Origin of the sequence: Pontibacter mucosus (assembly GCF_003054055.1) — a bacterium.
Classification (GTDB): domain Bacteria; phylum Bacteroidota; class Bacteroidia; order Cytophagales; family Hymenobacteraceae; genus Pontibacter; species Pontibacter mucosus.
Window position 1 is genome coordinate 164,641 of sequence record NZ_QBKI01000008.1, and the last position, 12,358, is coordinate 176,998.

Here is a 12,358-nt window from a genome sequence, read left to right on the forward strand (position 1 = left end):
TCAGACGCAACAGAGGAGGGTATTGCCCGCCTGAGCTTTGGCCTTCTCCTGCAAATCATAAAAAAATATGGCGCCGGGCTAAACTTTTTTAATAGTAATACTATTACACATAAAAGCTTCCGTCACATTTTTTAGAGCAGTTGCTCGTGGGAAGTATGACCAAAGACGCACCTTCAACACTTAATGTATGGCCACCAGTATCCAGATAAACCTGAAGCACCAATCGTACCTGCGGGAGCCTGAAGGCACCGAGCTAGGCCGAAAAATCATTGCCGAAAGTATAAGGCTGCTGGACGTGCTGGGCTACGAGGATTTCACGTTTAAGAAACTGGCGGGCGAGATAGGCTCCACCGAGGCCTCCGTTTACCGCTACTTCGAAAACAAGCACAAACTGCTGGTTTACCTGGTGTCCTGGTACTGGGCCTGGCTGCACTACTTGGTCACCCTCCAGACACGGAACATTGCCGACCCGCGCAAGCGCCTGAGCCGGGCCATCGAGGTGATTGCCAGGGCCGGTGAGGCCGATGACCCCACTGTGTGGCACATTGACGAGCGCGCGCTGCACCGGGTAGTAGTGGCCGAGGCCTCCAAAGTATACCACACCAAAGAAGTGGACGCCGAGAACAAGGAAGGTTATTTCCTGGAGATGAAGCACTTGTGCCAGCGCCTGGCCCAGATTGTGCTGGAGATCAACCCGGACTATCCTTACCCGCACGCCCTGATGAGCACCGTGCTGGAGGCGGCGCATCAGCAGCTGTTTTTCGCGCAGCACCTGCCCTCGCTCACAAACGTCCGCTCCGAGAAGTACACGGAAACAGTGGCCTTCCTGAAACAGTTGGTTTTTGCCGCAGTAGACAACTCCTAACCTCCTTACCTCCAAATCCGAATGGATGCCAATTCAACGCATAAAAAACTGCCGCCTACCAAGCGCTTCCTGCAACTGCTGTCTATAGAGCGCCGGGAAATCCTGTACATGTACGTGTACGCCATCGCCGCGGGCCTTATCACCCTGATGGTGCCTTTAGGCATACAGAGCATCATCGGCTTTGTGTCGAGTGGGCAGGTGACCACCTCGGTGGTCGTGCTGATAAGCCTGATTGTGCTGGCCCTGCTGATTGTGGGCGGGTTGCAGGTTATGCAGCTCTGGCTGGTGGAGTTCATCCAGCAGCGCCTGTTTGCCCGGACGGCCTCCGAGTTTGCCTACCGCATTCCCCGCTTTCAGCCGGAGGCCTTGCTAAAGTATAACCCCCCGGAGCTTATGAACCGCTTTTTTGATGTGGTAACGCTCCAGAAGGGCCTGGCCAAGATTCTGGTGGACTTTTCCACAGCCGTGATACAAATCGTGTTTGGCCTCCTCCTGCTGTCGCTCTACCACCCATACTTTATTTTCCTGGGCCTGCTCCTGTTCATCGTGCTGATTCTGATCATCTGGCTTACGGGGGGCAAGGGCATTGATACAAGTATAAAAGAATCCACATACAAGTATAAGATGGTGGCGTGGCTCGAGGAAATGGCCCGCTCCATGAGCACCTTTAAGCTGGTGGGGCACACCAACCTGCCCATGGACCGCACCAACAGCTATGTAAAGAATTACCTTAAGGTGCGCCGGGAGCACTTTAAGGTGCTCATGACGCAGTACTATAGCTTTGTGGGCTTTAAAACCTTTATCACGGGCGGCCTGCTGGTGCTGGGCTGTATTCTGGTGGTGCAGCAGGAAATCAACATCGGCCAGTTCGTGGCCTCTGAGATCATCATCATCATGATCATGAACGCGGTGGAGAAGGTGATCATGAAACTGGACACGGTGTACGACGTGATGACGAGCCTGGACAAGCTCGGGCTGGTAAGCGATCTGCCGGTAGAGGAGTTTAAAGGCATAAAGCTCGATGAGCTGCCCCTGAACGGAGGGCTGAGCATACACGCCCGCAACCTAGGCTACAGGTTCCGGGATACCAAGAAAGTGGCGCTGGAGGGGCTTAACTTCACTATACAACCCTCTGAGCGGGTATGCCTGGCAGGCTTCAACAGCTCCGGGAAAAGCACCCTGATCAGCATCATACTTGGCCTGCTGCCGTCCTACGAGGGGAGCCTGTCCTTTAACGGCATTTCCATGCACGACCTGCACAAGGGCAACCTGCGCAGCCTGATTGGCGACAACATCGGTAAGGAGCAGGTATTTGACGGAACGCTGTTGGAGAACATTACCCTGGGCCGCAACCTGCCCATGCAGGACGTGCTCTGGGCGGTGGAGATTACGGGCCTGGCGCCCTTTGTGCACACAACGCCCGGCGGCCTGCAGGCCAGCCTCACGGGCGGCAGCATGCGCCTGCCGGGCACCATCGCGCGTAAGATAGTGATGGCCCGCAGCCTGGTGCAGCGCCCCAAACTTTTGATCGTCGACAATTACTGGGCAGGACTGGAGAAGAAGGAACGGCTGGAGTTCCTGCGCCTGCTCACTGCCCCACAGTTCGACTGGACCATGATCATCGTGTCGAACGACAAGGACATCATGCGCCTGTGCGACCGCACACTCCTGCTTCAGAACGGGCAGTTGGCTGCCGACGGACACTACGAGGAGATAAAGCACCTGGAAGTAATGCAGGAACTAATAGACGTAACCGGCTAAAGTATGGCTTCAGAGCTAAACAAGATGGATAACACAGACCACGAGCTGGAGGTAATGGCGGAGGTGCAGACGCCGCGCCTGGGCCGCACCCTTACGTACTGGCTCGGCGGAATCTTCCTGATCATTATCCTTTCGCTATTCCTCCCCTGGACGCAGAACATCCGCTCGCAGGGAACGCTTACGGCACTAACCCCACAGGACAGGCCCCAAACCGTAGAGGCGACCATTGCAGGCCGTATAGAGCAGTGGCACGTGATGGAGGGGGCTTACGTGAAGAAGGGCGACACCATTGCCAGCCTCTCGGAGGTGAAGGAAAAGTACATGGACCCGGACCTGCTGGTGCGCCTGGAGGAGCAGGTACAGGCCAAAGAGGGAGCCATGGAAGCCAACCTGGCCAAGGAAAGGGCCATGCAGGAGCAGATAAAGGCACTGCGCGAGGGCCTTAGCTTTAGCCTTCAGAAAGCGCGTAACAAGGTAGGGCAAACACGCCTGAAACTGCAAAGCGACAGCATGGAGGTGGTAGCGCAGCGCACCGAGCTGACTATAGCCGAGGCCCAGTTTGAGCGCCAGGAGAACTTGTATAAGCAGGGCCTGAAGTCGCTGACGGAGCTGGAGCAGCGCCGCCTGAAGCTACAGGAAGCGCAGGCTAAGCTGCTCTCGCTTATCAATAAGTATGAGGCCGCACAGGCCGAGCTGCAGAACGCCCGCACCGAGCTAAACTCGCTGCAGGCAGAGTATGGCGACAAGGTTGCCAAAGCCGAAGCCGAACTCAGCGCCACCCGCTCTTACACCTTTGCCACGCAGGCAGACGTGGCCAAGCTGCAGAACGAGCTCAGCAGCACCCGCATCCGCAGCCAGTACTATCAGATTGTGGCGCCCCAGGATGGCTATGTGGTACAGACCCTGAAAGCGGGTATCGGTGAGACGATAAAGGAGGGCGAGGCGCTGGCTACCATCATGCCGCGCGACCCGCAGCTGGCCGCAGAGCTGTACATCGACGCCCTGGACCTGCCGCTCATCAAACCCGGCGATGAGGTGCGCCTGCAGTTCGAGGGGTGGCCCACCATTGTCTTCTCCGGATGGCCGGGAGCCACCTTTGGCACCTTTGGGGGCCGGGTGGCTGTAATAGACAACACCGGCACCAACGGCCGCTACCGCATGCTGGTAGTGCCCGACTCCGATGCTACGTCCTGGCCTGAGCCGCTCCGCGTAGGCTCGGGTGTGTATGGTTGGGCGATGCTGAAAACGGTGCCGATCTGGTACGAGATCTGGCGCCAGCTTAACAATTTTCCCCCTGACTATACTGAAACCCAGGGAGCCTCTACAGCCAATGGAAAAAAGACGTCTGAAGTCTCTCAAAAGGAATAACCTTCGCATGCGCATCCTCTATACCATCCTTGTAGCGCTTACCGCCCTGTTTATACTTGGCACAAGCCGTGCTGCTGCGCAGATGCCGGACTCTGCGCAGCAGGTGCTTACGCTGCAGGAGTTTCACCAACTCATCCTGCTGCACCACCCGGTAGCCTCGCAGGCGGCGCTGCTGACGGAGCAGGCACGCCAGGAGCTGCGCATTGCCCGGGGCGCCCTCGACCCGGTTATCTCCAGCAAAGTATACCGCAAGGAGTTTGGAGGCAAAGAGTACTACAACCTCTGGAGCAACACGCTGCAGGTACCGCTGTGGTTTGGCCCGGAGCTGAAGGCAGGCTTCGAGAAGAACACAGGCGCGAACCTGAACCCCATGGACTATACCCCCTCCGAGGGGCTGAGCTCTGTAGGGATTTCGGTGCCGCTGGGCCAGGGCCTGTTTATAGACGAGCGCCGCGCCACCATACGGCAGGCCCGCCTGATGCAGGAGATTGCCGAGGCAGACCGCATTAAACTCATCAACAAGCTGCTGCTGCAGGCTACCAAGGACTATTGGGACTGGCTTTTATACTTTCGGCAGGTACAGCTTTACGAGGAGGCAGTAGAGCTGGCCGATTTCAGGCTGAAGGCGGTGCGCACCCGCGTACAGGAAGGCGACTTGGCCGCTATAGACACGGTGGAGGCGCTGACAGAGGTACAGGCACGGCAGGTGCTGCTGCAGGAGGCCCTGCTGGGGTATAACAACGCCCGCCTGCTGGTGGCCACCCACCTGTGGGCCGAGGACGAAACGCCGCTGGAGCTGCAGGAGCAAACCATACCCGCCCTTACCGGCAGCGAGATCGCGTCGCTGTCGCAGAGCGACCTGCAGCAGCTGCTGGAGACAGCCAAAGCCAACCACCCCGACCTGCGCAAGCTCAGCCTGAAAGGCCAGCAGCTACAACTGGATCAGCGCGTGGCCGCCGATAAGCTCAAGCCCAAGCTGAACGCAGAGTATAACCTGCTGCAAAGCGATTTTTACATGAGGCCCGAGGCCATAGACCGCAGCTTTATGGGGGAGAATTACAAACTGGGTCTCAGCTTTAGCCTGCCCCTGTTCCTGCGGCAGGAGCGCGGCAAACTGCAGCTTACCAAGGCAAAGCAGCAGGCCAATGCCCTGGAGCTAACCCAAACCGCGCGCGAAGTGGAGAACGGCATACAGGCCGCTTACAACGAGTGGCTGGCGCTGGAGGAGCAGATAAGGCTGCAGGAGCAAATGGTGGCAAACGCCAACACCTTGCGCAACGGCGAAGTAATCCGCTTTCAGAATGGCGAAAGCTCGCTGTTCCTGGTAAACTCCCGGGAGATGAAGCTGATGGAGGCGCAGGTAAAGCTTTATACGTTACGGGCAAAGTATGCCAAGGCCCGCACCTTCCTCTACTGGTCTGCCGGAAGTATAGAAATGGAGTAGGCTGATTGCTACGTTCCTATAGCCCCTGTTTCTCAGCTATGCATGTTGTTAGGCAGGGGCTCGCTGTTTTACCCCTTTTACTGGGCTTGGTTTCTTTTTTAGCCTTCCTTGTTGTATAAAAAGACGAATATATCCCTACTTTTGCTCCCGCGCACGACCCTACTAATCCACATGAAAACAGACCGATCCCACTCCGTGGGCAACCCGCCCAACCCCTCTGCCAGCTGCAATTTTTTATCTTTTATACTTTAACATTCATGAAACAACTTTACACCCTCACGCTGGTGCTGCTGCTAAGCTGTACATCGGCATTTGCACAGGACAATGCCAAAATCAAGGACATCCGGGAGCTGCTCCACCTGACCAAGGCCGGGGAGCTTGGCATGCAGGCCATCCAAACAAGTATGGAATCCATGCGCAGAACAAACACATCCGTTCCGGCAGAGCTGTGGGACGAGTTTGAAAAAGCCTTCACGGCTGAGGATCTTGTCAATCTGAACATCCCCATATACGACAAGCACTACACGCACCAGGATATCAAAGACATGATCGCCTTGTACAAAACTCCCCTTGGGCAGAAGATGCTGGAAAAAACACCTTTGGTAATGCAGGAGTCTATGATGAAGGGGCAGCAGTACGGCCAGGAAGTTGCCATGCGTATTATCCAGAAAATGCAGGCAGAAGGAAAACTTCCTAAAAACTAAGCTACCAAACCGGTAAAACCTATAAGAAGCAACAGGCACCACTCCCCATTCCAGGAGGTGGCGCCTGTTTCGTTTTAACCATACTTTGGCTACCCTTTCCGGCCAAACCACTGCTGCACGGTGCTGGCAAGCCCGGCAAAGTCACTGCCGCCGGAGCCGTACGTGTCGTAGGCGAATTTGAGGATAATGCCGGAAACCACCACCAGGAACAGCACCCGCACAAAACCTACGCCGCGCTTGAGCGCCGTGCGTGTGCCCAGCTGCGAGCCGATGATGCTGCACACGGCCATCGGTACGGCCACCTCGTAGAGCACATGCCCGTTCCAGGCGAAGTACAGCAGAGCCGAGAGGTTGGTGGCTACGTTCACCACCTTGGCCGCCGCTGAGGCCGCCAGAAAGTTAAACCCAAACAGGCCGATAAAGATGAAGATGAGAAAGCTGCCCGTGCCGGGGCCGAAAAAGCCGTCGTAAAAGCCGATGGCCGCGCCAACCAGCAAGCCATACAGCCGCTCTTTCGATTCGGTGAGCCTGGGCGCGTGCAGCGACCCAAAATCCTTCCTGATAAACGTATAAACGGCTACCAGCACCAACAGCACCAGGATAAGCGGCTTCAGCAGATTGGCATCGAGCTGGCTCAGGGCACGGGCGCCCAGGAAAGAGCACACAAAAGCCGCCGCAGCCGCCGGAAGTATGGCCAGGTAGTTGATCCTGACGCTGCGCACATACTTTACCATCGCCGCCGTGGTGCCTGCAATACCCGCAAACTTGCCGGTACCGAACACCGTGGGCAGCGGCACACCGGGCAAAAACACCAGCAGGGCCGGCACCTGAATCAGTCCGCCCCCTCCTACCACCGAATCTATGAAACCCGCCATAAAGGCAAACAGGCACAGGTAAAGAATCTCTTCCACAGAAAGTATAAAGTATAAAAAAGTGGCACAAGATACGGCACGGCAACCTGAGCCCAAGCACCTGTCCTCCTATTTTTATTTTATCGCCTTATACTTTGATAAAGGGCACTTCTTAGGCAAAAACGCTGTTGAACTTCTGCAAAACAGAAAGGCATCACCCGTGATAAAAAAACTCTTTATTTATACTTTGCTGCTCGGCACCCTGCTGGGCCATACTTCCTGCGAAGAAGAGGCCTCGGCCGCTGCCCCGGTAGCCGAAGAGCAGCCCACACCAGCCCCGCCCGTAGCCGAAGACCTGTATGTGTCGTCGGAGCTGCTGCTGAGCGTGCCGAAGGAAATGCTGCAGCAGTTGGTTTCAAAGCAAGGCTTTGGCAGCTACGGCCACGAGATAAAGTATGGCGTGTCGGTTTTCAGGCTGATTTACACCACCACTTACCAGGGCCAGCCCATCCACGCCTCCGGACTGGTGTGCCTGCCGCAAAACATGAGTGCGCCGGCCCCTGTTATCAGTGCCCAGCATGGTACTATTTTCACCGAGAAGGATGCTCCCTCAAATTTTGAGGGGCTGTCGGGCTTTGAGCTCTTTGCCTCGGCCGGCTACATCACGCTGATTCCGGATTACATCGGGTTTGGGGCCTCCAAGAACATCTTCCACCCCTACTACGACCAGAAGCACTCAGGCCTGGCAGTAGTTGACCTGATCAAGGCGGCCAAGACGCTTTATGAAAAGGAAAAAGTGGCGGCAGACGACAAGCTCTTCCTGGTGGGCTATTCGGAAGGCGGCTACGTCACATTGGCTGCGCAGAAAGAGATCGAAACGAACCCGGAGCACGGGCTGCAAGTGACGGCTTCGGCGGCAGGCGCAGGAGGCTACGACTTGATGGAGATGCTCAGCGGCATTAAAACCGGGCAATCCTACCCTTACCCGGCCTACCTGGCGTATGTGCTGCAGTCTTACAACCTCACGAACAAGTGGAACAGGCCGCTTTCGGAGTTCTTTCAGGAGCCTTACGCCAGCAGGCTGCCATCCTTGTTCGACGGCAGCAAGAGCGGCAGCGCCATTAACCGCGAGCTTACCACCGATCCCAAAAAGCTCTTTAACCCCGAGTTCTTTGCCGACCTGCAGCAGGATGGGGCGGAACAGGCCCTGAAGCAGGCGCTCCTGGCCAACAGCTTCCACGATTGGGTGCCGCAGCGCCCTACCCGCCTCTACCACGGCACTGCCGACAACATTGTGCCGATCAGCAACTCCCGCGCCACCTACGAGCGATTTAAGGCGGGCGGCGCCAAACAGCTGGAGTTTATCCCGCTAGAAGGCAAAGGCCATGGTTCTGCGCTTGCCCCCATGCTGCAGTCGCTGGTGCCCTGGCTGCAGGGCTTTAAATAGGGTTTACCGCTAGCACCCTAGCCGGCGCGATGTATACGTAAAGTATAGAAAGGCAAACAGCCAGCCCCAATAGGAGCCGGCTGTTCTACCTTCAACACAAACAGGTATTTTTAGTCTCTTGGAATCACAAAGCGCTGACCGGGACGAATCAAGTCTGGGTTGTCGCCGATCTTGTCTTTGTTGGCATTGTAAATCTTGGTCCAGGCGTTGGCATCGCCGTAGTGCTTCTTGGCAATCTTAGAGAGCGAATCGCCGCTCTGCACAGTATACACGTCCTGGCCTGGCCCGGCATCAGTGGCTTTGTTCATGCCGCTCTGGCCGAAAAAGTCCTTGTTCTGTTGTCCTGGCTGGGTGCCCGGTTGCGTCTGCATGTTCTTCGACGACGGCGCATTAGGCGATGGTTTGGCGGGCTCCTTCTTTCCCTTCTTAAAAAAATCTGACAGTCCCATATTATTGTCTTTTTAAATCAAACTTGGTTACATAGCGATGGATACAGATAGCCATGCATAAAATAAGATACGCCGTATCAGCCACTTAGTTGTGCCAACCTTTGCAACGACAATACAGAGCAGGCCGTAAGCAACATTCAGAACAAGATGTTAAATAAAAAACTATGGAAACAATGAAAAAAGGTTGGCATGGGCTGTTGGCAGTGCTGCTGGCCATACTAATAACAAGCTGCGGTGGCAACAAGGAAGAAGTAGGCTCGGAAACTATGATTGCAGGCACCAGCAGCAAAACATGGGTAGCCGATAAGGAGCGCGACGCCACCGGCGATAAGGAGAAGCTAACAGACGCGGAGAAGGACCAGACCATGCAGTTTTACGCGGATGGCCGCTTTGCGCTGGGAGCAGGCGCTGCGCTGCAAACCGGCACCTGGACGTTTGACCAATCCGCCAAGCGCCTGACGCTGCAGTTTGAAGGGGCAGATATGTCGGAGAACTTTGAGGTGATAAAGCTGGACGACGATGAACTGGACCTGAGAGCCTCAGACGGGTCTGTGATGGAAATGGAGCTGAAGAAATAACTTTTCAGCACCTTCTAAAGTATAGAAATACGGTTTCGATTACAGCGGCAGCCTGCGCACAGCGGGTTGCCGCTTTTATTTTGCCCGGAGCAGCGGGCGCATGGAAAGCAGCCCCAGCAGCGGCCCGACTGCCAAAAGTATAAACACGCCCCGCAAAGGCATTACGGAGAGCAGGTAACCCGTAAGCTGTATGCTGACAATCGTAATAGCGAAGCCGATGGAAGTGACCACCGTGAGGGCCGTACCCACCAGTTGTGGCGGTGCGGCGCGGGCCGTAAGCGCAGAAAACTGCGGTGAGTCGCCGGCCACCACCACGCCCCAGAACAGCAGGAAGGGCAACAGCAGTTGGGGTAGCTGCAGCACCCACACGCTTGCCACGCAGCACAGCCCCGACAAGAGCAACTGCACAAAGGCCACACGCCCGCTTCCCCAGCGCTGCGACAGGTAACCGCCCGCCACACAGCCTACAGCCCCGGCCGCTATCACCAGGAAGCAAAACACCGACAGCTGCCCCGGTGCCCACTCCGGAAAGGCGTAGGCAAGTATAACCGGCACAAAGGCCCACAAAGTATAAAGCTCCCACATGTGCCCAAAGTAGCCCAGCGCGGCCGCCCGCAGCTCCCCTACCCGGAATACCCGTAGCATATTGCCCACCTCAAACCGGGCACCCTTACTCAGGTAGGGTCCGTTGGGCACGAGCAGGTACATCGCCAGGCCACCGGCGGCGGCAAGTATACTTATCGCCAGCAGCATCGTCTGCCAGGGCAGCGACGCCCCCAGCCCCCGCAGCAAGTATGGAAAGGCAGTGCCCAGCACCAGTGCGCCCACCAGGTAACCGATGGCTTTGCCCAGCCCGCCACTGTACCAACTGGCTGCTATCTTCATACCCACCGGGTAAATGCCCGCCAGCAAAAACCCTGTAATGCCGCGCAACAGCAGCACGCCGGTTATACTTGTGGCGCCTGCCAGCAGCACATTGGCCAGCGCCCCCAGCAGCGAGCACAGCAGGAAAAGCAAACGCGGCGATATCCTGTCCGCCAGGGAGAAAAAGGCAAAGCAGAGCGTGCCAAGTATAAATCCCAGCTGCACGGAGGAAGTTAGCAGGCCGAGCGCCTCGCCCTTTAGCCCCAGCGATGCCTGCAGCTCTGGCAGCACTGCGTTTCCGGCAAACCACAGCGAGGTGCCTGCAAACTGCGAGAGCACAATGACGGGTAGTATGCGGGCAGGTGCTGGTGCCGCTATGGCGGTTTTGGTCATGCAGGTGAGCGTTCTAAAAGGATAAAGATAGGGCAGATTTTGCTATTGAAAGTATGGCATGCGCCAGAGGAGACTGGCGGGTTAAAAATTATGCCTGTTGCCCTGTATAAATTATAAAACAGCGAAAGCTTTTGGTTGATTGCCTACCAGAGTCCCTGATTCAGTTGAAGGAGCTCCAGACTGTTGTCATACCTAGCCTTTAAGTATACAACCACTAAACCAACTCTCTAACTCTTAAACTCCCAAACTCTCTAACTCCCCAGGATTGTCTCCGCGAATTTCTCCAGGGCTTTGCGGGTTTCGTAGGTTCGCTCAAACATGCCCATGTGGCCGGTCTTCTCCAGGAAGTAGACCATACTGTTGCCAGGCAGGTGACACTGTTCCAGCGCCTTGTCCAGCGGCACGGCACCATCCTCCTTGCCAAAGATGAACAGTACCGGGCACTTTATTTCGCGCAGCACCTGGCTACGGTCGGGGCGGTCACGCATGGCGGCCAGGGCCCCGGTTATACTTTCCCTTGGGGTGGCTTTGCCGATGTTTTTCATCAGCTCTATCTCCTGTTGCAGACGCGCACGGTTTCCCTCGTAAAAGAGTGGCTCTATGAAGGGGTTGATAAAGTTGTCCACGCCGTGGCGCTCCACAAAATCTATACTTTTGTTGCGTTGCTCTTTCTTCTCGTCGGTGTCGGGCAGGGCGGAGGAGTGGAAAAGGCAGAGGCCGCGGAGCAAGTGGCCATACTTCCCGGCAAAGGCCATCCCCACGTAGCCACCCATCGAGTGGCCTACCAGGAGGCAGCTCTTTATATTTAGCTCGTCCAGCTGCCGCTTCACCTCGTCGGCCATACTTTCCATACTATAGCTGCTGATATTTTCGGTGTTATCGCCGAAGCCGGGCAGGTCCAGGGCCAGGATTCTGAACTTCTGCTGCAGCGGCTGGGTAAACTCGGCCCATACTTCTTTGCTCTCGCAGAAGCCGTGCAGGAAAACCAGCGTATCGCCGGAGCCGTGGTCGGTGTAGGTGTTTGTCATCAGATCAGGATTTTCATTGATAGCAAAGTTAATGGATACGGAATATTTACAGCACCGGGTCCAACCACCCCTGCCCCTCCTTATCCAAGGAGGGGAGCTTTTTCATACTTGTTTTTCTATCTTCCGTTTAGCAAGATGCTTTTTTCGTAACAATGGCACAATTTCGTAAGGATGGCACAACATAATCGTAAATACCTAAAGGATAACCGTAAAGTATTACGTAGCAATTTAACTCCTGCTGAAGCCGAATTATGGAAATATCTGAAAGATGTAAGCATGGAAGGCAGGAAGTTTAGACGACAGCATAGTGTCGGGAATTACATACTCGATTTCTACTGCCCATCGGAGTATTTAGCTGTTGAGTTAGATGGCCAGGTGCACAACCATGCTGCAGCCGAGTATGCAGATCGTGAAAGAGACTTATACTTGAACAATCTAAATATTAAGGTTCTTCGTTTTGAGAATAAAGACGTGTTTGAAAACCTAGAGGCTACACTACAAGTAATCCGTAGCAACTTTAGGAAGTAGAAAGCTCCCCTCCTTGGCTAAGGAGGGGCAGGGGTGGTTGGACCCGGTGTTGCAGGCTCGACATCATCAGCAGGGACG

General features: G+C 55.7%; 12 protein-coding genes. 8 read left to right on the forward strand and 4 right to left on the reverse strand.

The window, feature by feature from the left end; all coding sequences use genetic code 11:
- The first annotated feature begins 187 nt into the window (after positions 1–187).
- From C8N40_RS16045 to C8N40_RS16065, 5 genes are all read left to right on the forward strand, one after another.
- The gene (locus C8N40_RS16045; protein WP_108212829.1) at positions 188–865 is read left to right on the forward strand and encodes a TetR/AcrR family transcriptional regulator; all 678 of its coding nucleotides are present in this window, start codon (positions 188–190) and stop codon (positions 863–865) included.
- A 21-nt stretch (positions 866–886) separates the two neighbouring features.
- Positions 887–2,626, forward strand: coding sequence for a peptidase domain-containing ABC transporter (locus C8N40_RS16050; RefSeq protein ID WP_108212830.1), 1,740 nt, complete (start codon positions 887–889; stop codon positions 2,624–2,626).
- A gap of 3 nt (positions 2,627–2,629) precedes the next feature.
- Positions 2,630–3,994, forward strand: a complete 1,365-nt coding sequence (locus tag C8N40_RS16055; protein WP_108212831.1) for an HlyD family secretion protein — start codon at positions 2,630–2,632, stop codon at positions 3,992–3,994.
- Positions 3,995–4,001: 7 nt separating this feature from the next.
- Positions 4,002–5,438, forward strand: a complete 1,437-nt coding sequence (locus C8N40_RS16060; protein WP_170114126.1) for a TolC family protein — start codon at positions 4,002–4,004, stop codon at positions 5,436–5,438.
- Between the two features lie 257 nt (positions 5,439–5,695).
- Positions 5,696–6,142, forward strand: coding sequence for a DUF2059 domain-containing protein (locus C8N40_RS16065; protein WP_108212833.1), 447 nt, complete (start codon positions 5,696–5,698; stop codon positions 6,140–6,142).
- Between the two features lie 89 nt (positions 6,143–6,231).
- Here the strand turns inward: C8N40_RS16065 and C8N40_RS16070 are convergent, their stop codons facing one another.
- Entirely contained in the window at positions 6,232–7,053 is an 822-nt protein-coding gene (locus C8N40_RS16070; protein ID WP_108212834.1) for a sulfite exporter TauE/SafE family protein, read from the reverse strand.
- Between the two features lie 160 nt (positions 7,054–7,213).
- Here C8N40_RS16070 and C8N40_RS16075 point away from each other — a divergent pair, with 160 nt between their 5' ends.
- Positions 7,214–8,440: an alpha/beta fold hydrolase gene (locus C8N40_RS16075; protein WP_245905151.1), complete on the forward strand. Its 1,227-nt coding sequence runs from the start codon at positions 7,214–7,216 to the stop codon at positions 8,438–8,440.
- A gap of 110 nt (positions 8,441–8,550) precedes the next feature.
- Here the strand turns inward: C8N40_RS16075 and C8N40_RS16080 are convergent, their stop codons facing one another.
- On the reverse strand, positions 8,551–8,889 hold the full coding sequence (locus C8N40_RS16080) for a LysM peptidoglycan-binding domain-containing protein (RefSeq protein ID WP_108212835.1): 339 nt from the start codon (positions 8,887–8,889) through the stop codon (positions 8,551–8,553).
- 164 nt (positions 8,890–9,053) lie between these two features.
- Here C8N40_RS16080 and C8N40_RS16085 point away from each other — a divergent pair, with 164 nt between their 5' ends.
- Positions 9,054–9,467, forward strand: coding sequence for a hypothetical protein (locus C8N40_RS16085; RefSeq protein WP_108212836.1), 414 nt, complete (start codon positions 9,054–9,056; stop codon positions 9,465–9,467).
- Positions 9,468–9,542: 75 nt separating this feature from the next.
- Here the strand turns inward: C8N40_RS16085 and C8N40_RS16090 are convergent, their stop codons facing one another.
- Positions 9,543–10,724, reverse strand: coding sequence for an MFS transporter (locus tag C8N40_RS16090; protein WP_108212837.1), 1,182 nt, complete (start codon positions 10,722–10,724; stop codon positions 9,543–9,545).
- 251 nt (positions 10,725–10,975) lie between these two features.
- Positions 10,976–11,752 (reverse strand): alpha/beta fold hydrolase, encoded by a 777-nt coding sequence (locus tag C8N40_RS16095; protein WP_108212838.1) that lies wholly within the window; start codon positions 11,750–11,752, stop codon positions 10,976–10,978.
- Positions 11,753–11,923: 171 nt separating this feature from the next.
- Here C8N40_RS16095 and C8N40_RS16100 point away from each other — a divergent pair, with 171 nt between their 5' ends.
- On the forward strand, positions 11,924–12,280 hold the full coding sequence (locus C8N40_RS16100; RefSeq protein WP_108212839.1) for an endonuclease domain-containing protein: 357 nt from the start codon (positions 11,924–11,926) through the stop codon (positions 12,278–12,280).
- Positions 12,281–12,358: the final 78 nt, after the last annotated feature.

What these genes read in the sequence shown, in the direction of transcription:
- C8N40_RS16090 (WP_108212837.1), bottom strand. Translation starts at nt 10,724, where the DNA reads ATGACCAAAACCGCCATAGCGGCACCAGCACCTGCCCGCATACTACCC.
- C8N40_RS16055 (WP_108212831.1), top strand. Translation starts at nt 2,630, where the DNA reads ATGGCTTCAGAGCTAAACAAGATGGATAACACAGACCACGAGCTGGAG.
- C8N40_RS16045 (WP_108212829.1), top strand. Translation starts at nt 188, where the DNA reads ATGGCCACCAGTATCCAGATAAACCTGAAGCACCAATCGTACCTGCGG.
- C8N40_RS16065 (WP_108212833.1), top strand. Translation starts at nt 5,696, where the DNA reads ATGAAACAACTTTACACCCTCACGCTGGTGCTGCTGCTAAGCTGTACA.
- C8N40_RS16050 (WP_108212830.1), top strand. Translation starts at nt 887, where the DNA reads ATGGATGCCAATTCAACGCATAAAAAACTGCCGCCTACCAAGCGCTTC.
- C8N40_RS16060 (WP_170114126.1), top strand. Translation starts at nt 4,002, where the DNA reads ATGCGCATCCTCTATACCATCCTTGTAGCGCTTACCGCCCTGTTTATA.
- C8N40_RS16100 (WP_108212839.1), top strand. Translation starts at nt 11,924, where the DNA reads ATGGCACAACATAATCGTAAATACCTAAAGGATAACCGTAAAGTATTA.
- C8N40_RS16095 (WP_108212838.1), bottom strand. Translation starts at nt 11,752, where the DNA reads ATGACAAACACCTACACCGACCACGGCTCCGGCGATACGCTGGTTTTC.
- C8N40_RS16080 (WP_108212835.1), bottom strand. Translation starts at nt 8,889, where the DNA reads ATGGGACTGTCAGATTTTTTTAAGAAGGGAAAGAAGGAGCCCGCCAAA.
- C8N40_RS16085 (WP_108212836.1), top strand. Translation starts at nt 9,054, where the DNA reads ATGGAAACAATGAAAAAAGGTTGGCATGGGCTGTTGGCAGTGCTGCTG.